Genomic DNA, 18020 nt, shown 5'->3' on the forward strand with positions numbered 1-18020 from the left:
AGGCATGAGAGCGATGATTGGAGCGATTGCTTATCTGGCTGCAGCATTTGTAACTGACGCGCAAGCGGCCGGAATCGAAGGCCAGTGGGCGCGAGGAGATGGCAACGCCAAAGTGAGAATTGCCCCCTGCGGATCGGCCATCTGTGCAACAAATACCTGGATCAAGCCGGGAACGCCGAGCGAAAAAGCCGGTGACAAGCTGGTGATGACGATCAAGCCCAGTGAAGAGGGCGTCTATTCCGGTGAGGCTTTCGATCCCCAACGTGATTTGAACTACAGGATCACAGTGAAAGTGGATGGTGACCGGATGTCCACGAGGGGCTGTGTTATTGCCGGGCTGATTTGCCGCGATGTCGATTGGACACGCATCCGCTGATCGACCGAAGGAAGGCCGCTATGGAGAATGTGGTGAAAACCTACGTCGTTGCCTATATCGTTACACTGGTTGTGTTCATCGCCATCGATTTTATCTGGCTGAGCAGCATGACCGACCGTCTTTACCGGCCTGTAATGGCAGAGATACTGACAGCGGACTTCCGACTCGCGCCTGCCATCGCCTTCTACCTGATTTATGCGTTTGGACTTACGGTTCTCGCCGTTCGCCCGGGGCTGATCGGGGAGTCGATCCAGACTGCGATAGTGTGCGGGGCGATGCTCGGCTTTACGGCTTATGCCACCTATGATCTGACCAATCAGGCGACACTCAAGAACTGGTCGACTATTCTGACCTTAGCCGATCTTTTTTGGGGTACGATCCTCTCAGGCTTTGCTGCCGGTTGCGGGCAATGGATAACGGCGCGTCTCCTCGGAACTCTTACACATGGCTGAAGATCAGGGGTGAGTGCTATTCGCGATAGCCCGCACATTCAAAGATTTAACCGCCAAATTTCGAAATTGAGCGCTATCGCGAAAGCAACCCAAACAGCGAGAGGTACAAGACTGTAACTAGCGATTCGGTCGAGAAGGCGAAACTTGAAGATTGTGAGCAGGATTAAAGTCCATTGCGGAACGATGTTGATAAGGCCAAGCAGCGGGCTATGGAGCGCAAAGAAGGCCCACGACCATGCGGCATTGAACGCCAGTTGCAGATAAAAGCAAATGAGCGCCGCCGACTTTTGCGGTTGGTCTCCTGGAAGTATCCATATGCGCCAGACTGCAAACGACATAGATGCGTAAAGGAGGGTCCAGACCGGCCCAAAGATCCAATTCGGTGGATTGAATGCGGGCTTGGCAAGGCCTGCGTACCAACCCTCAATGTTCGGCAGGGTCGCCCACTGTCCGAGAAGAAGGGTTAAGATAACCGGGATCGCCGCGAGGCCGGCCTTCACTAAAGGCTTTTGTTGGTCCAATGTTTTTCGCGGCATCATAATCTCTCTTCTGGCCCGCTTCCTGCACTGCGTTTGCCAAACCGAAGCCTTTGTTCCTGCTCTTCAAATCTGATACGTGGATTTTTCTGGATCGGATCATGGGATCCAAGCGGCATTGCCCATCGTAGAAAGCGCATGAATGTTTCAGCACCGCCTATCGATAGCCATGGCAAACAGAACAGCATCATCTCCTTCGAAAGGAGACGAGCGGTGACGACTTTGCACGAGCACGATCCATTGTCGCGCGAAGCGGTCAATCAACTTGTTCTTACGATAGCAACCCGTCAGGATCGTCAGGCCTTTGCCGAGCTCTTCAATTTTGCTGCGCCAAGGATCAAGGCGTTTATGATGCGCTCCGGTTCTTCAGCTGAACTTTCCGAGGAAATCGCCCAGGAGGCGATGCTCTTGGTCTGGCGCAAGGCCACTTATTTCGATCCTGCGCGCGCCAGTGCCATGACGTGGATTTTCACAATCGCCCGCAATTTGCGCATCGATTTTCAACGCAAGTCAAGGTCGTCAAAGCAAGCGTCTGAAGACGGAACGGAGGTCATGCAGGCCGCGGAGCCGACGCCTGAAGAGATTTTGTTTGTCAGAGCGGATGAAGAAAAGGTTCGCGTAGCGCTTCAGGCGCTGAGTTCCGAACAGGAAGAGATCATCAGATTGTCCTTTTTCCGTGATCGTCCTCACTCTGAAATTGCCAGGGAATTGGATTTGCCACTCGGCACTGTGAAGTCTCGTATCAGGCGTGCGCTTGGAAAACTTAGGGATATGCTGGAAGAAACACTATGACGAACAAGCATCATCCCAGCGATCAGACACTCGTGCGTTTTGCTGCAGGCACGCTGCCGGCCGGTCCGTCACTCGTTGTTGCCGCTCATTTGAGTGGTTGCCCCTTCTGTCAAAGGCGCGTGGCGACCTTTGAGGCCGTTGGCGGAGAGATGCTGATCCGAACGGAACCCCAGGCGCTTTCTCCTCGCGCTCTTCAACAAACGCTTGCGCGTTTGGATGTAGTTGGGAGGCCCAGCCATATCGCGCCGCACCGCTCACCGCCTTCCATCGATGGCATTATTCTTCCAAGCCCACTGGCTGGTTGCGAAGTAGGTCCCTGGCGTCCTGTGGGACCGGGGGTGAGGCTTAGCCGCATTCGTGTGCCTCACGCGCCGAAAGCGAACGTTATTCTGCTGAAGGTAAAAGCGAATAAGCACATGCCGGCGCACGGGCATACGGACCTGGAGGTGACGCAGGTTCTGAAAGGATCGTTTTCCGATGGCAATAATCGTTACGAGCCCGGTGACTTTGTCGAGGGAGACGACGAGACGGATCATCGTCCGGTGATCGGCAGCGACGGTGAGTGCATATCCCTGGCGGCGATCGAAGGACAGGTCCGTTTCAAGGGGTTACTTGGCAGATTGCTGGGGCCTTTCGCCGGCATCTGATTGCCTTTGACTGAATGCTAATGCCGTTGGAGTTTGGCAATGGTTTAGTTGGAACAATAATTCGTCCTGATCATTTCGATTATGGAGTTAAACGGGTAGCAGTACGAATGGTATTCGGATCGAGATAGAACAATTCGGGCGAAAGCGCCAGTGAGTGGCAGCTGTGGCGAGAATATCAACGCAGATGTTCATTTGAGTTGATATGAATTACTAAGCTTTATTGTTGGCTTTGGTCATATTAAAAAGGTTGCCTATCGAAAACTTGCTCTATCTGTTCGATCAATTGAAAAACCACTACTCTTGAAATTAATCGGCTATCCCCAATGTCGCTCCTCTAGGTACGGGATCGAGTATTATGGACCGAGATCAGGATCAGGAAGATGCAAGGCAAGCGGGTGAACGGCTTGTAGCGGCTCATGCGAGCGAGGACCCCTTCGCCGCGGCATTCAAAGCGACGCGTATGCCGATGATTATTACCGACCCAAACCAGCATGATAACCCGATAATTTTTTGCAACGGCGCGTTCGAGCGGCTGACTGGTTATTCGAGCGATGAATTGATCGGGCGCAATTGTCGAATTCTGCAAGGTCCGGAGACGAGTCGAGACACCGTCGCTGTCGTCCGCGATGCGGTCGCTGGGGGACGCAGCGTATCCGTCGACATTTTGAACTATAAGAAGGATGGCAGCGCGTTCTGGAATGCATTGTTCATCAACCCCGTTTGGGACCGCCAAGGCCAGATTACTTATTTCTTCGCTTCGCAACTCGACTTTACGAACATCAAAAGCAGGGAAGCGGACCTGGCATCAGCGCGTCATCAGGCCGAAGAAGAGGTCAAGGATCGCACTAACGATTTGCGCGCTGCACTGACGGCAAAGACCCTGTTGATTCATGAGGTTGATCATCGTGTCAGAAACAATCTTCTGACCATGGCTTCGATCGTCAAGATGCAGTTGAGGTTGACAAAGGATCAGGGTCAGCAAGATGCCTTGATGGCAGTGCTCAACCGGATCGAAGCAATCAGTATCGTCCAGCGTAAGCTTTTTACAACCAACGACGTCACTCGCTTTGACTTGGGTGATTTCGCGTATGAGCTCGTTTTGGACCTGCTCGGAGCTATGAAGCGTGATGATATACGACTGACGCTCGATATTTCGCCAGCCTATGTTCCAGCCCTGAAGGCGTCTCCGCTGTCGCTTATCTTGAACGAGTTGATCGGCGATGCCCTCAGTCGTGGGATCAGGGACAGCGGAGGTGACATCCATGTTGTCATCAAACAGTTCAACGAACGCCTCCTCATCAGGGTGGAGGATATATCGGAACCGATTATCCCGGATGAGATGAGCGCAGAATTGAGTCGGCTGCTCCTTGAGAGGTCGGCGCTTCAGGTGGGCGCGACAATCGAGCGAAAGTGCGAAGAGCGGCATACGACCGTGGACGTCACTTTACGGGTCGAAAGCTAGGAGGAACTACTGCTTTGAAAGTCATGATCGTTGAAGACGAAATGTTGCTTGCGATGGAGCTGCAATGGGAGATCGAGGCAGCCGGTCATACGGTTGTCGGACAGGCGGCAAGTGGCGCTCAAGCGCTGGAGCTTTTGGAAGCATCTCCACCGGAATTTGCATTTGTGGACATCCAGTTGCAGGACGGTCCGAAGGGAATCGATTTTGGGCGAGCGCTGGCTGAAAGGAGTATCCCGTACGTCTTCGTCAGCGGCAATATCAAAAAGCTGCCGCCGGACTTCGCGGGTGCGATGGGCGCTATTGAGAAGCCTTACACAATGAACGGAATTGCGAACGCGCTTGAATATATATCGGCGGTTGTTTCAGGAGATGAGGATCGACTGCCGCCGGCAAGCCTCGTTCTGGCTGCAGACTATCTTCGAATCAATTCCAAATAGTCGTTAGCGACTTTGCCGTTCGAATTGCTGGATGACCTCCTGATAACGTACGCGCAGGTTGAAATCGTGATCATTTCGGCGGTTAGTACAGTTTGTGGCCTGACATGCGGCGGAACTCTTTCGCGTTAGATCTCCAGTCGATGCTTTGCTAAGCGATATAGCGACAGCAGGCCGGGTTTATCTGTCTTGCGAAATCTAAGATCAGTGGGCGATAGACCCCGCCATGGATCGAACTTCGATTTGGCCATCAGGGCTGTCGCTGCGTTTATTGCGAAGCCTGTCGAGCAAGAGATAGATGACCGGGGTTGTATAAAGGGTAAGCACCTGGCTGACCATAAGGCCGCCGACGATGGCGTAGCCGAGCGGCTGGCGTAATTCGGAGCCCGCTCCATGCCCTATGGCCAACGGAAGCCCGCCAAGAAGGGCGGCCATCGTCGTCATCAGGATCGGGCGAAATCGCATTTGCGCGGCTTTGACAATGGCGTCCCGGCTGTCGAGGCCTTCATCACGTTCCGCCTGTATTGCAAAGTCAACGAGCATGATCCCGTTCTTTTTGACGATGCCGATCAGAAGGATCACGCCGATCATCGCAACTAGGCCGAAGTCGAATCCTGCCAGTTGCAGGGCGAGTAATGCGCCCAGACCAGCCGAGGGCAGGGTGGAAAGGATTGTCAGTGGGTGAATAAGGCTTTCGTAGAGAACGCCGAGAATGATGTAGACCACCAGCAGTGATGCCAATATTAGAAGTGGCACCGTACCGAGCGAATCCTTGAACGCCTTGGCGCTTCCGGAGAAGCTCGTCTGCAGCGTGGCGGGCGGATGCATTTCCGCGACGGCTTTCTCGATTGCCTGGGTGGCTTCTCCGAGTGCTACATTCGGCGCGAGGTTGAAGGATATGGTAACGGCTGGCGATTGACCCTGATGGGAGATCGAGACCGGCGACACACTGTTTGTCGTCCATTTCGCAACGACTGAAAGCGGCACCAAGGTTCCATTGCTTGCACGAACCGAAAGACGGTCAAGCGTTGCAATATCACGCTGAAGGTTCGGCAGGACTTCAAGAATAACACGGAATGTATCTGTCTGGGTCGAGTAGGAGGCAACTTGCCGTTGACCGAAGGCATCGTAAAGGGTCTCGTCGATCGTAGATGGAAGGACCCCGTAAAGGGATGCCGCCGCGCGGTCTATCTTGATGGCGAGGTTGGGGGCCTCTGCCTGTTGATCACTGCCGACATCGCGCAGCGAGGAGAGCCCCTGAAGGCCGTTGGTCACCTTCACTGCCCAATCTCCGAGCTCTTGAATATCGGCGTCCTGCAGCGTGAACTGGTATTGCGTCTTGGCGGGGCGTGCCCCGATATTTATATCCTGGGCCGACTGCATGAAGAGCTTGATACCCTGTTGCGAGGCCAGCGCGGTGCCTAGTCTGTCTATGACTTGCTTGGCACTGGCGTCTCTATCTTTCAGAGGTTTCAAGGTTATGTTGTCATGGCCCTGGTTGAGAGCGTTCCCGCCATTGCCGCCACCGATATCCATGAATACGCTATAGACGGCCGGATCTTTCATGATGATGGCGCTGACGCGTTCCTGGAGCTTTGCCATTTCCGTGAAGGAAATGTCGGGCGAAGCTTGCGACAAGCCGGCAATGAAGCCGGTATCCTGCTCCGGAAAGAACCCTTTCGGAGCGATGATGAAAAGATAGGCTGTGATTGCGATCGTACCGACAAAAACGAAAAGTGTCAGGAACTTATGAGCGATCACAGGCTCAAGGCTTCGGATATAGAGGCTAGTTAAACGGTCGAAGAAGGCCTCACCTGCGCGATAAATGCGCCCGCGCGAATGATCGTTGACTGGACGAACGAGCTTGGCCGCCAGCATTGGTGTCAGCGTAAGAGAGACGATAGCGGAAATGACGATCGTGATGGTCAAAGTCACCGCAAACTCGCGAAACAACCGACCGACAATGCCGCCCATCAGAAGGATGGGGATCAATACTGCAATCAGCGATAGGCTGATCGAGACGATCGTAAAGCCGATCTCGCGAGCGCCCCTGCGAGCTGCCTGAATTGGTTCCATGCCGGCTTCTATATGCCGCGTTATATTCTCGAGCATGACGATTGCGTCATCGACGACAAAGCCTACCGCCACCACAAGCGCCATCAATGAGAGATTATCCAGGCTGAAACCGAGTGCCCACATCGGCGCAAGCGATCCGGCGAGCGCTATAGGAAGGGTAAGCACCGGAATGACGGTAGCGCGCAGATTGCGCAAGAACAGGAAAATCACCACGACAACGAGGCCGATCGACAAGATCAGCGTAAACTGAACATCGTCCACAGATGCCCTGATCGTCGAGGTGCGATCCGTCACCAGCTCGAGCTTTATAGACCTCGGCAGTGATGCCTGGAGGGCGGGCAATTGTTCTTTGACCGCATCGACGACCGCAATGACATTCGCGCCAGGCTGGCGGAAGACGTCCAGCGCTATGCCACGCTTCCCGTTTGTCCAGTGCGCCATCTTGTTATCCTCGGCGCCATCGATAGCCTGGCCGATGTCACGAATTCGCACGGGACCACCATTGCGATAGGCGATGACAGCATCATTCCATTCCGCGCTGCTGCGGATCTGGTCGTTCGTTTCAATCGGAAAGGTTCGGGTCGGATCGTCAATATTGCCCTTGGGTGCGCTCAGACTCAGATTTCCGATTGCGCTCCGCACATCCTCCAAGGTGACATCTGCCTGAGCCAGCCTGCCTGGATCGACCGCGACGCGAATTGCCGGCTTCTGCTTGCCCCCGATATTGACGAAGGCGACCCCAGAAACTTGCCCGATCTTCGATGCAACATTGCGCTCGATATATTCGTCAAGCTCCGGAAGAGTGAGAGTGTCGGAGGTGGCAGATAGCTGCATGACTGGAGCGTCGGCGGGATTTGCCTTGTGCACCGTTGGCGATGAAGGCATATCTTTGGGCAGCTGACCGCTCGCCTCGCTGATCGCGGTCTGAACGTCGCTGGCAGCAGTTTGGATGTTCTGGTTCAAGCCGAACTGGACCGTGATCGAGGTCGTCCCCAGCGAACTGTTGGAGGTCATTTCGGTGATACCGCTGACACGCGACAATGCATCCTCGATCGGTTGCGCGACACTCGCCGCCATCGTCTCCGGCGAAGCACCCGGAAGGCTGGCGGCAATCTGTATCGTCGGAAAGTCGATCTGAGGAAGGGCCGATACCGGCATGAATGGATAGCAGATCGCACCCAGCAGGAACAGACCACTCATAATCAGCCCGGTTGCAACCGGATGTGTAATGAAGAAATCGAAAAAGCCACCGGCTCTTGAAGAAGAGGCACCGTCTTGACTGGTCATGGCCTAGCCTCTTCGGTGAGCTCGCCGATCGGAGATCCCGACCAGGGAGTGACCGAAACCTTGGCACCATCACCGATGCGCGACTGACCGTCCATGACGACTTGTTCGCCATCCTTTATGCCCTCGGTCACAAGCGCCCTCGCGCCCGTGACAAAGGCGGTTTTGACGGCTCTCTTTTCGACTGTCGCATCCGATCGGACGACGTAGGCATAGAGCCCATCACGGCCCCTGGCCAGTGCCTTGTCTGGGACGACGACCCCAGAGCGCTTTTCCACGGTCAGTGTCGTTGCAACCGGAAGACCAGGCCACAGAATGCCAGCCTTATTGTCGAAGCTCGCTTTGAGATGGATGGAGCCCGTCGCGGTGTCGACTGCGTTGTCGAGGGTAGTCAATTTGCCCTTGGCTAGGGTTCGGCTGCTATCCGTGCTCGTCAGCGTAACCTCGGCAATGCCCTTGACAAGCGCGTGCCTAATTTCTCCGAACCTGTCACCTGGCGCAACGAACGATACGGCGATCGGGTCCATCTGTGTGATGGTCACAATACCGGTCGTCGAACTCGCGCTGACGACGCTTCCAACATCCACCTGCTTGAATCCGGTGCGCCCGGAGAGTGGGGCGGTGACAGTTGCAAATCCGAGCTGGGTTTTCGCATTCTCGACGACAGCCTGGTCGTATTGCACCGCGGCCGCATACTGCTCGCTGGATGCGGTTTTCTGTTCGAGCGTCGCGGCCGAGGCTACGCCTTTATCTGCAAGCGCCACATAACGCTGTGCGTCTGCGCGCGCACTGTTCAATTGCGCCTCATCCTGAGCTTGCTTTGCTTTGGCGGAGGCCAGCGCCGACAGGAGCTCGCGGTCATCGAGCCGAAGCAAAACATCTCCCTTCTCCACCATCTGCCCCTCGGTAAACGGCATGTCGACGACCTGGCCATCAACGCGCGGGCGAACGGTGACAGACTGGAGGGGGGCGACGGTACCTATGCCATTGATCACTCGATCGATGGTCTCTGTGTGTGCCACGATGGCAGTCACCGGAACGGCAGGAATCTCCGTTGCGGATAAAGTCCCGAAGGGAGCGGCAATAACGTTTACGGCGGCAGCAAATAAGCTTCGCATGCAGCAAGTAGCAAGCGGCTGAACTAAAAATTTGATCATATCTGCTGTTCCGTTGACGCGCGTGATAACGATGCGCAAGACTTTAGTTCGATATTAGGTCCAACTCTCTTCACCAAATGCGAAGCGTCTGACGCGGCGGACGATGCCTTCAAACTTCTATTTGACACGATGACGACCATCAGAGGGGCCGTTGGGAAGGGATTGCAAAATTGCCGCTGGCGGGGCCGATATAATTATCAGTCATCCAAGAGCTCATCCATTATTTTGGCGATATTTTTGACGTAGAGGCTACGACACCGCTGCTTTGACTGACCGGCAAAGCCGGCTGATCAGTAATTTCCAGGCATAATTCGCACGACTCTCCAATAACCATGGACGTTCAGTCTTCGCTGACCCATGGCGGATGATCGCATGAACAACAGAAGATGCGGGATTTTCGGAATGGTTTGCTGCTATGACCGATGCTGTTGATAACGCAACGTGGAAAAATTGCTCCTTCATACGCGACTACGGCTCCCATATCGCAGGTATCGGTCTGATACAGTAGCTAGCCTCACCTACGGTGAAAACTTAGCACATCTTAAAAACTGCTTGCCGAGGACCGGCCGCTGCGGGGCGGGCAAATGCGGCCGGTCCAGCGTCGCTCAAGCGCATTGTCTGTCGCCGATGTTCGACAGACGCCTTCAATACGCAATCAAGAAACAGTCAGATGCATGCTCAATCGAATTAGTGTAGGCATCGAAACAAAATGGTCGCATTATTTACTAACCCTTGCCAGAGGGCCTCGCGACGTCCGCTATGAAGATTTCACTGAAGCACGGTGTTGGACAAGCTTTTTCCAGTTCTATCGTAGTTTTCGAAAATATGCCGCCACCGCAGCCATCTGTAGAAATTCACAAGCGGTTTGGCCCTAGGTCCACGTCGTTTCTACCAGCTAATCTGGCTGCCGTCATAGGCGAAAAATCCGCCGCTTTGCTCGGGCGTTAAGCTGTTGGCGACCTGGAGGATGGATCTTGCCGCTTCTTGTGGTGAAAGATGATGTCCATTGGAAAACGGTGCCGAAAGTGGCGTTTCAACAGTTCCGGGATGTATGGCGGCGAGTACATACAGGGGATGTGTCCTCAAAAGTTCGATCGATGCTGTCTTTACGATTTGGTTCAGCGCCGCTTTCGAGCTGCGATAGGAGATCAATCCACCAAGCCCATTATCGCTGATAGACCCCAGGCGTGCGGATAGCACGACCATTAATGCTCGGTCCTTATTCGCCATCAAGGGGGTGAAGTGCTTTAACACGAGCGCGGGGCCGACCGCGTTAACCGCGAACTGACGCATCATAGTGCTGAGGTCGATTTGGCGTATGCTCTTTTCTGGGCGAGAGCCATCTATTGTGAGCGCCCCGGTTGCGCAGACAATCAAGTGAAGCGGTGCAACGAGCGCGTCCGAATGTCTACGCACGCTCATTTCATCTTCCAAATCGAAGCCATTCGTCGATCGGGACAAAGTCGAGACACTGGCAACTCTTGGGTCGCGCGCAAGCATAATAGATATTGCCGAACCGATACCACCCGATCCCCCGATCACCAAAGCCCGGTATCCTGTGGTAAGGGAAGTCATGGAAAACACCGTCAAACTCCCTCAGGTTGGGAAAGTTTTGAAAGGTAACGGGCAGCGCTTTCGATAATCTCCACGCGATCAGCCTCGTACATTCGATCCCAGTTTGCGTATTGCCGTGAAAGTCTCCGATTTACGGAAAGGCGGTTGCGGTTGCGCGCGAGAAAGTCCCAGTAAAGAAAATTGAAAGGACAAGCGTCGTCCCCGGTTCGCTTTTCCACGCTGAACCGGCAGTTGGCACAGTAATCCGACATGTGCGATATGTACTTGCCGCTTGCAGCATAGGGTTTCGTACCGACGATACCACCGTCGGCAAATTGACTCATGCCGATCACGTTAGGTACTTCAACCCATTCGTAGGCGTCCGCATAAACTTCAAGGTACCACTCGTGCACCTGTCTGGGATCGACACCCGCGATAAGAGCGAAGTTGCCAGTGATCATCAGGCGTTGAATATGATGCGCATAGGCGTTCGCTCGTGTTTCGCGCACCACCGTGGCCACACAGTTCATGTCGGTTTCGCCTGACCAATAAAATGCAGGGAGTGGCCGCTCGCTGTTGAAAAAATTCATTTCGCGGTAAGCGCGCATGCTAAGCCAATAGATACCGCGCATATATTCGCGCCAGCCTATGATCTGCCGTATGAATCCTTCCACGGAATTCAGTGGTGCACGACCGTCGAGATACGCGCTTTCCGCTCGTCTGCAAAGGTCGAGAGGATCGATGAACCCCACGTTAATGTAGAATGATAGCAGGGAATGATTTAGGAATGGATCGTCCGCCAGCATCGCGTCTTGGGTGGAACCGAACTCGGCCAGGTGGTTACGCAAAAAGTCATCAGAGATGCGTATCGCCTCGGAACTTGTTACCGCAAAGTTGAAATCATTCAATTCGCCGAAGTTGTCGGGGAATAACCGTCCAACAATGCCAATTACCTCATCAGTTACCGCGTCCTGACTGGTGACCCGGCGTTCGGGTCGAAACATATCAGGATTTGCCGGGCGTCTGTTCTCAGTGTCGAAGTTCCATTTACCACCGACAGGCTCGTCGCCTTGCATTAGGAGGCCGGTCTTACGCCGCATTTCGCGGTAGAAGAACTCCATTACGAATGTTTTTCGCCCCGCCGCCCATGCGGCAAACTCGGCTTTACTGCAGATAAACCGCTTGTCCTCAACTATCTTTACCGGTGTGTTCAATGAAGCTTGCCAGCCACAGACAATCTCATGGACACGCCACTCGCCAGGTTCTGTGAGCTGTATGCTCTTAGGACACATATCGCTGACGGCGCGGCGAAGCTCGCCATCAAATGAACCGGAGTTTGCTGGATCATCAATCGTAACATAGCGGACGTGGTAGCCCCTATCACGAAGCTCTTGGGCGAAATGCCTCATCGAACTAAATATGAAAGCGATCTTCTTCTTGTGATGCCCGACGTAGGTTGCCTCGGCCATGACCTCGCACATGAGAATGGCATCCGATGCGGAGTTGAAGCCATCCAAACTGGAGATTGAGTGGGATAGCTGGTCGCCTAGGATGAAGACGAGTGTCTCGACTGTCGCGGCCTCGCCTTTACCTTCATCTCTTAACACAGCTAAAAAATCTCGCCTGCAGAGCAGGGTCCTTCTGAAACATGCCATTGAACGTGCTGGTCAGCGTGCGCGATCCACTTTTTGACACGCCGCGCATCGACATGCACATATGCTCGGCCTCGATAATCACACCAGCCCCTTTTGTTTGCAGGCACCGATCGAGCGCAACGGCGATTTCGCTGGTCATGCGCTCCTGTATCTGGAGCCGCCGTGCGAATAATTCGACAAGACGAGCGATTTTGGACAGCCCTACAACCCGCTCGCTAGGGACATAGGCGACATGGGCAACACCGTGAAACGGCAGCATATGGTGCTCGCAGTGAGAGAAGAACGGGATATCTCGGACGATTACTACGTCCTGGTAGCCGGCAACCTCGCCAAAGGTCGTCTTCAGAACGTCGTCCGCTGTCTCATGATATCCCGCAAAAAGCTGCTGATATGCTTTTGCCACTCGAGCGGGGGTATCCTTGAGACCTTCCCGACCCGGATTGTCGCCCGCCCAAGCGAGAAGAACGCGAACTGCATTTTGCACTTCTTCAAATGTTGGAACGACCGACGCCTGAGATGTCTCTGTAACGATTTGATCCATTTTTGTCTCCGTATCACCAGCTTCTACGATCTGTACGGATGACCGGATCGCTTCCCGGAACAATTTTTCTGACGGCAAGACGCCATTCGCCGTAGCCGCGGCTTAAGCGACATCAACGTTACAGACCTTTCAAAAGCAGAGCATCTGGTCGGCAAGTGCCCGCATTAACGAGACGCTTCGGATGCACTGGTCGCCGCTTGCCGCTCATTGGGCCTTGCAGGTCCGCGCGGCCGTCGCGTGGCCCCCGATATGGGACGTGCCGTTCGTCGAAGCATGTAACGTGAGTCAATGCTGCAACAGAGCCCAAACAATCGAATACCAAGTTAAATTCGCGCTAGATCTGCTTCCTGAACTCACGTTATCCATGAATTGCGGAATGATTTGAACGTGCGCGATGGCCGCCTTCATTTCCGCGAGGGGATATGTCATGACGGCGCAGATTGTTGCGGCATGGGCAACACTGAATGGTTTCGATTTGCTGGAATCAGGGAAGTATCGCCGGACTGACGACGCGCGCACACTTACCATCGAGATCAAAAAGCTCTCGGTCGTATTCATCGATGAAAGGGCTGGCTTGCGTCCGCGGGTGAACTCGACCCTTTTCAAAGATCTCCTATACGGTAGCCCCAACAATAGACTTGAGCGCCTTTTCCGAGGCATTTGAAGTGCGCCATGTTGAGTTCCCGCTCCGCCGAGTGCTGCTGTCGCAGCTGAGGTGCGATCTCGCTTCGCGTACGATTAATTTAGGATAGGGCTGCGGCTGAACAAACCGTATTCCTTCCGGACCGCTTTGCTGAGTAGAGTTGGTGGTCAGCGGCTTTGAGCATCGTCTTTAGGGACTGTTTAGCCGGATCCGCTTGGTAGACCCCAAAGCTCGCCGTCACCCGTCCGTTTGGCAGAGGATTTATGATGATCCTTTCCAATCGTGTCTTCAGCCGATTGGCAATTTCGACAGCAGTGTCCAGATTGGTGTTCGCTAGCACGATGGAGAACTCCTCCCCCCCTATGCGAGCGGCGACGTCGTGTGGTCGAAGGCAATCCTGGATCGTCGCGCCCGCTGCCATCAAAACCTTGTCACCGACGTCATGACCGTACTCATCGTTTATACGCTTGAAGTGGTCGAGGTCGAGCAAGATCAGCGCGAGCGGTGTCTTATCCCGAGCGGCGCGACTTATTTCCCGGGCCGCGGCTTCGTTGAACCAATGGCGATTACCCAGCCCGGTAAGCGGATCGGTGTAAGCTTGCCGCCGAAGTTGCTCTATCTTTCGGTCGAGTTCGCGGATTAAATTTGCCACTCCATTCGTCACGACGCCGATCTCGTCCTGGCGCAGGCTGCTGATTTTCTCGACGTGACCCTTTACGCGATAAATTTCGATTGCGCGGGTGACCTGCCTGAGCGGATGGAGAAAAATCCAAACCGAGCCAAGGCAAAATATCGTTCCGACAAGCGTGGCGGACAAAACAACGATGAAAATCGGACCGAGATTTCCATGCGAGCTCATTGTCAGGTATACGGCAAGTGAAATGAGCGGCAGATGTGTAGACAGGAAGCAGGTGCAGAAGATTTTGAGCGTAAGTGAAGAATTGAATGTCGTTTTAAGGCCAGCTAGCCGCATCTGATGCTCCGTGGTCATACTCTTTTTGGTCGGGGAAATTGACTCTGGTTTATTGCGCGATCGATAACGACATTCGTCGAATTTTAATGAGTTTATCGCGGCGGAACTACACTGACCGCTACATATGTTGCGAGATAAGGAATGTAAGGGAATTTTAAAATACTGCTTCGTAGGTGGAAAATTTTATGTTGCCTATGTCTCTTCTCCGCGAAGGCGACGGAGCGTGAGATAGAGCCGAAATGCAGCGGCGACGTTAAACCGTTGTCTCGATCCGCGCTTGAAGATCAATTTGCCAACTCGCTTTGGAAGCTGTCCTTCTCGTTCCCTTCAGGTGAAATCGAAGCCGGGACCCGCAGGTTCGTTTGAAACAACCGGTCGTAAAGACGGATCTAAACAGACGAGCAGAGCGACTGCATTTCACTTATCGGTCACGATGTCGGATTCAATGCTACCCGGTCCGCCTCGCAATCTCGCCATAGGGGATCGTTGCATAAAAGAGTGAAGAGACACGGTTTGAGGAGACAGGCCGCGTTTTTCTGTCCGCTATGTTGGTTAGCGAGCTGTTTTTTGGGGCTGTTTTTGATTTGAGGGGGCAGCGGACGGAGTCCGTGCGCTGGCTCAGGTGCTCAGCGTCACCCAGCGGCGCATGTTGAAGGCGATTGCCGTCATCAGCACCTGGGCTTGCGCCTTGATCAGCCCGCGATAACGGATGACCGAAAGACCCATGCGGCGCTTCCATGTGGCAAAGGTCGTCTCGACGGCCGCGCGCCGGCGGGCGATCAAATCATTCAAGCGCTGCAGTTTCGGTGGCAATGTGCGGTGATGCTTGTTGGGCCGGCGCATCAGCCGCGCCTTGATGCCTCTGGCCTTCAGCGTCTTCTCACGGGCATGGGTATGATAAGCGCTGTCGGCCAATACCGCCTGTTCGTCACCGCAGATCAGATCATCGGCGCAGACAGGTTAAAGCGGTCAGCCATTTGTCGGGCCTGAGCGCGCCCTCCCGGGCTGCCTGAGCAAATAAACCAGAGCGATCTCAGCTCTCGAGCCTCAAAGGCCTCACACCACCCTCAATTCGCTCCAGAAAATGCTGGGTCTGAGCATCTAGAAGCTCTCGAGTATCGTAGTAGCCGCAGAAGTTCTAATGGGGACAGGGTGAGTGATGGCAACGGGAGGAAAGAAGGTCGAACAGCGCGTTGACTTTTTTGAGGCCTATTCGCAAGATGCGGCTTGCTGGAATCTAAACATGTTTGTCTCAGGCTGGCATTGGTCGATTCACACCGCCGGCAGAGAATACAAATCCGGCAAAATCCGTATGCAATCGCTGCATTCAGCCACTATCATCAGCGCGGAACGTTCAGCTGGGCTTATCGGGGTCGCGGAATATGATGTTCAACAAGTAAATATACTATTCGTGCTTTGCGGGGAAATCGAAGTTGAGAGTGCAGAGATGCAGGCTCTTTTGCACATACCCGCCGATCACGTTGCCATTGTTAGCGGTCATGACGGCACGCGTATTGCGATTAAGCCATGCAGCTCATGGTTACTTTTTCAAGTTCCTGAGCTGGCGATCAGGCGCTATTTCGAGAATGTGACCGGGCAGCCATACCGGAGAAAATTGGCGCTTTCGCCGGTCAATTTTCGTCAAAACGATGCGCGAGAGTTCTTCCAGGTGTTGAAGCAAGCCGAGAAAGATTTATTTCGGTGCCGCCCCACCGAAAGAGCTATGCTTGCGAAAGTTTATCATGAGTTGATTCTTGTTAAAGCGTTCGCCAAGCTCCCACATAACCTCCGTGATAGCTTCGATCACGGGCTTGGCTAAGAAGCTGACTCAAAAAGACGTCGGCAATATCTGTATCTTGCGAGCCGCCGCGTGAGGATGCGGATGTGGGCGATTGTGATCCATGCCTCAGCGGAGGCGACCGTTTTCTCCCAATCCTTGGCCAGTCTGCGGCAACGACCGAGCCAGGCGAAGGTCCGTTCCACCACCCAGCGGCGCGGCAGCACGGTGAAGCCCTCGGCCTTGTCGGAACGCTTGCCGATTTCCATCGTCCACTGGCCGAGCTTCGCCAATCTCCCCTTCAGCTTGTCGCCCGCATAGCCACCATCGGCGAAGACATGCCGGAGCCAGGGCCAGCGGTGGCGGATTGATTTCAGGAGGCCGGGGGCCCCCATCACGGTCCTGAATGTCGGCGCCATGCACCATCACGCCGACCATCAGCCCCAGCGTGTCGACAATGATGTGGCGCTTGCGCCCCTTGATCTTCTTGCCAGCGTCATAGCCCGAAATCCCGCCGCTTTCGGTGGTTCTCACGCTCTGGCTGTCGATCACGCCAGCAGACGGCGAGGCTTGCCTACCTTCCAACTCGCGCGTCTCCATCACAAGACGATGGTTGATCCGGCTCCATAAGCCCATGGCCCGCCACTCGTAGAAATAGGCCTGAACTGTCGTAAACGGAGGAAAGTCTTTTGGCAGCATCCGCCACTGGCAACCCGTCGAAGCAATATAAAGCAGCGCATTCACAACCTCGCGAAGATCGGTGCAACGTGGCCTGCCCAAACGCCTTGGCCCAGGCAGGTAAGGCGAGATCAATCCCCATTCCCGGTCCGTCAGATCACTTGCATAACGACTGGCGCGTCGGGCATATTGCCGACGGGTGAAATCAGTCCAACCCATTGTGGTCTCCGTTCGTCCTAAGCAAACAAACAGAATCACAAATGACTGATTTCACTCAACTCTTTTTCGGTCAGGCTCTAAGAAATTCGCAGTTTGGGTCCAACTTCATGAGGCCTTGGTGCATCGATCGGAGAGAGGGCGGATTTCCGTCTTTGATGCGCTGTCCACTCCGCGATCAAGTTGCAGCGGACGGATTTCGAGCGTCCGCAAGCCAGCATTCGATTGAGGAGGGCGCAACGCAATTTGATACTATGCTTCTCCTCCAGCCAATGACCAGCGCCGTAGACCTGCAACCTCGTGCTATCGATGAGGACATGAACAGGTCCATTCTCGCGGGCATAACCATGATTATCGCGCCGCCTTTTCAGCAATCGCGACTTGCGTGCCCTCCGGCTCAAGGTTGTGTGATCGGGAACGGCGAGATCCAGCCCCATCAGGTTCAGCACCCACATCACAAAACCCTCCGTCTGACGAAGACGCGGGCCGAACACCCGTCCCAACGTCAAGGCGATCTCGATCGTCAAATTGGAATAGCGCGACTGGCCACCGGGCGTTGTCCGCTTCGTCGCCTGCCGGGACGACAGAGCCCGGGCGTCATCCAAAGGGTCAGGCTGCCGAGCCGCTGACGACCTGCCTCGTATTCCACCTAGTTTGGGCCTTGAACTTCATCTCGCTGATATGATGGTGACGGGAGGCGATGTGCTTAAAAGGCATAATCAGAAGGTTGGCTTGTTACGGTCCGGATCGAGTACTTCAGCCGTGAT

16 protein-coding genes and 2 pseudogenes are annotated in these 18020 nt (G+C 54.4%); 8 read left to right on the forward strand and 10 right to left on the reverse strand.

The genetic code is table 11. The features are described 5' to 3' along the window. Positions 1 to 4: 4 nt before the first annotated feature. Both RTCIAT899_RS18965 and RTCIAT899_RS18970 read left to right on the forward strand, forming a co-directional pair. Positions 5 to 376 (forward strand): DUF2147 domain-containing protein, encoded by a 372-nt coding sequence (locus tag RTCIAT899_RS18965; RefSeq protein ID WP_015341849.1) that lies wholly within the window; start codon positions 5 to 7, stop codon positions 374 to 376. 32 nt (positions 377 to 408) lie between these two features. After that, positions 409 to 828, forward strand: coding sequence for a DUF2177 family protein (locus RTCIAT899_RS18970; RefSeq protein WP_041678058.1), 420 nt, complete (start codon positions 409 to 411; stop codon positions 826 to 828). A gap of 38 nt (positions 829 to 866) precedes the next feature. Here RTCIAT899_RS18970 and RTCIAT899_RS18975 read toward each other — a convergent pair whose 3' ends face one another. Then, positions 867 to 1367 carry a TspO/MBR family protein gene (locus RTCIAT899_RS18975; protein WP_244441490.1) on the reverse strand — a complete coding sequence of 167 codons (501 nt, stop codon included), beginning with the start codon at positions 1365 to 1367 and terminating at the stop codon, positions 867 to 869. Positions 1368 to 1502: 135 nt separating this feature from the next. Here RTCIAT899_RS18975 and RTCIAT899_RS18980 point away from each other — a divergent pair, with 135 nt between their 5' ends. The 4 genes from RTCIAT899_RS18980 (at position 1503) to RTCIAT899_RS18995 (ending at position 4702) form a co-directional block, all read left to right on the forward strand. Beyond that, complete coding sequence (locus tag RTCIAT899_RS18980) at positions 1503 to 2156, forward strand: sigma-70 family RNA polymerase sigma factor (protein WP_015341852.1); 654 nt, start codon at positions 1503 to 1505, stop codon at positions 2154 to 2156. Beyond that, a complete protein-coding gene (locus RTCIAT899_RS18985; protein ID WP_015341853.1) occupies positions 2153 to 2803 on the forward strand; it encodes a ChrR family anti-sigma-E factor in 651 nt (216 codons plus the stop codon). The genes RTCIAT899_RS18980 and RTCIAT899_RS18985 overlap by 4 nt, the downstream gene beginning before the upstream one ends. Positions 2804 to 3155: 352 nt before the next feature. Continuing rightward, complete coding sequence (locus RTCIAT899_RS18990; protein ID WP_041678041.1) at positions 3156 to 4265, forward strand: PAS domain-containing protein; 1110 nt, start codon at positions 3156 to 3158, stop codon at positions 4263 to 4265. Between the two features lie 14 nt (positions 4266 to 4279). Beyond that, complete coding sequence (locus tag RTCIAT899_RS18995) at positions 4280 to 4702, forward strand: response regulator (protein WP_041678042.1); 423 nt, start codon at positions 4280 to 4282, stop codon at positions 4700 to 4702. Between the two features lie 201 nt (positions 4703 to 4903). On the opposite strand, the gene RTCIAT899_RS19000 is transcribed toward RTCIAT899_RS18995, so the two are convergent. The 5 genes from RTCIAT899_RS19000 to folE all read right to left on the reverse strand — a co-directional run bounded on the left by RTCIAT899_RS19000 (position 4904) and on the right by folE (position 12966). Further along, entirely contained in the window at positions 4904 to 8062 is a 3159-nt protein-coding gene (locus RTCIAT899_RS19000) for an efflux RND transporter permease subunit (protein WP_015341856.1), read from the reverse strand. Continuing rightward, positions 8059 to 9255 carry an efflux RND transporter periplasmic adaptor subunit gene (locus RTCIAT899_RS19005; protein WP_244441491.1) on the reverse strand — a complete coding sequence of 399 codons (1197 nt, stop codon included), beginning with the start codon at positions 9253 to 9255 and terminating at the stop codon, positions 8059 to 8061. The genes RTCIAT899_RS19000 and RTCIAT899_RS19005 overlap by 4 nt, the downstream gene beginning before the upstream one ends. Before the next feature lie 849 nt (positions 9256 to 10104). Beyond that, positions 10105 to 10791, reverse strand: a complete 687-nt coding sequence (locus tag RTCIAT899_RS19010; RefSeq protein WP_041678063.1) for an SDR family NAD(P)-dependent oxidoreductase — start codon at positions 10789 to 10791, stop codon at positions 10105 to 10107. 11 nt (positions 10792 to 10802) lie between these two features. Then, positions 10803 to 12425, reverse strand: a complete 1623-nt coding sequence (locus RTCIAT899_RS19015) for a cryptochrome/photolyase family protein (RefSeq protein WP_081598412.1) — start codon at positions 12423 to 12425, stop codon at positions 10803 to 10805. Further along, complete coding sequence (folE, locus tag RTCIAT899_RS19020) at positions 12364 to 12966, reverse strand: GTP cyclohydrolase I FolE (protein WP_015341861.1); 603 nt, start codon at positions 12964 to 12966, stop codon at positions 12364 to 12366. The genes RTCIAT899_RS19015 and folE overlap by 62 nt, the downstream gene beginning before the upstream one ends. A gap of 427 nt (positions 12967 to 13393) precedes the next feature. On the opposite strand from folE, the gene RTCIAT899_RS19025 reads away from it, so the two are divergent. Beyond that, on the forward strand, positions 13394 to 13630 hold the full coding sequence (locus RTCIAT899_RS19025; RefSeq protein ID WP_041678065.1) for a hypothetical protein: 237 nt from the start codon (positions 13394 to 13396) through the stop codon (positions 13628 to 13630). A 79-nt stretch (positions 13631 to 13709) separates the two neighbouring features. Here the strand turns inward: RTCIAT899_RS19025 and RTCIAT899_RS19030 are convergent, their stop codons facing one another. Together RTCIAT899_RS19030 and RTCIAT899_RS19035 are read right to left on the reverse strand one after the other, a co-directional pair. Beyond that, positions 13710 to 14582 (reverse strand): GGDEF domain-containing protein, encoded by an 873-nt coding sequence (locus RTCIAT899_RS19030; RefSeq protein ID WP_148289262.1) that lies wholly within the window; start codon positions 14580 to 14582, stop codon positions 13710 to 13712. Between the two features lie 618 nt (positions 14583 to 15200). Further along, positions 15201 to 15539: pseudogene (locus RTCIAT899_RS19035) on the reverse strand (transposase); the annotation flags it as partial. 202 nt (positions 15540 to 15741) lie between these two features. Between RTCIAT899_RS19035 and RTCIAT899_RS19040 the strand changes: the two are divergent. Further along, a complete protein-coding gene (locus RTCIAT899_RS19040; protein WP_015341864.1) occupies positions 15742 to 16401 on the forward strand; it encodes a hypothetical protein in 660 nt (219 codons plus the stop codon). Here RTCIAT899_RS19040 and RTCIAT899_RS19045 read toward each other — a convergent pair. Together RTCIAT899_RS19045 and RTCIAT899_RS32050 are read right to left on the reverse strand one after the other, a co-directional pair. Continuing rightward, positions 16398 to 17256 (reverse strand): IS5 family transposase gene (locus RTCIAT899_RS19045; protein ID WP_244441492.1). Its coding sequence is split into 2 segments (ribosomal slippage): positions 16398 to 16751 and positions 16753 to 17256, totalling 858 coding nucleotides; the frame shifts between segments, so codons are not numbered across the junction. The two genes, RTCIAT899_RS19040 and RTCIAT899_RS19045, sit on opposite strands and share 4 nt — an antisense overlap. A gap of 236 nt (positions 17257 to 17492) precedes the next feature. Next, positions 17493 to 17970, reverse strand: a pseudogene (locus RTCIAT899_RS32050) (transposase); the annotation flags it as partial. Between the last annotated feature and the right edge of the window lie 50 nt (positions 17971 to 18020).

The organism is Rhizobium tropici CIAT 899, from assembly GCF_000330885.1.
In the GTDB taxonomy this organism is placed as follows: Bacteria; Pseudomonadota; Alphaproteobacteria; order Rhizobiales; family Rhizobiaceae; genus Rhizobium; species Rhizobium tropici.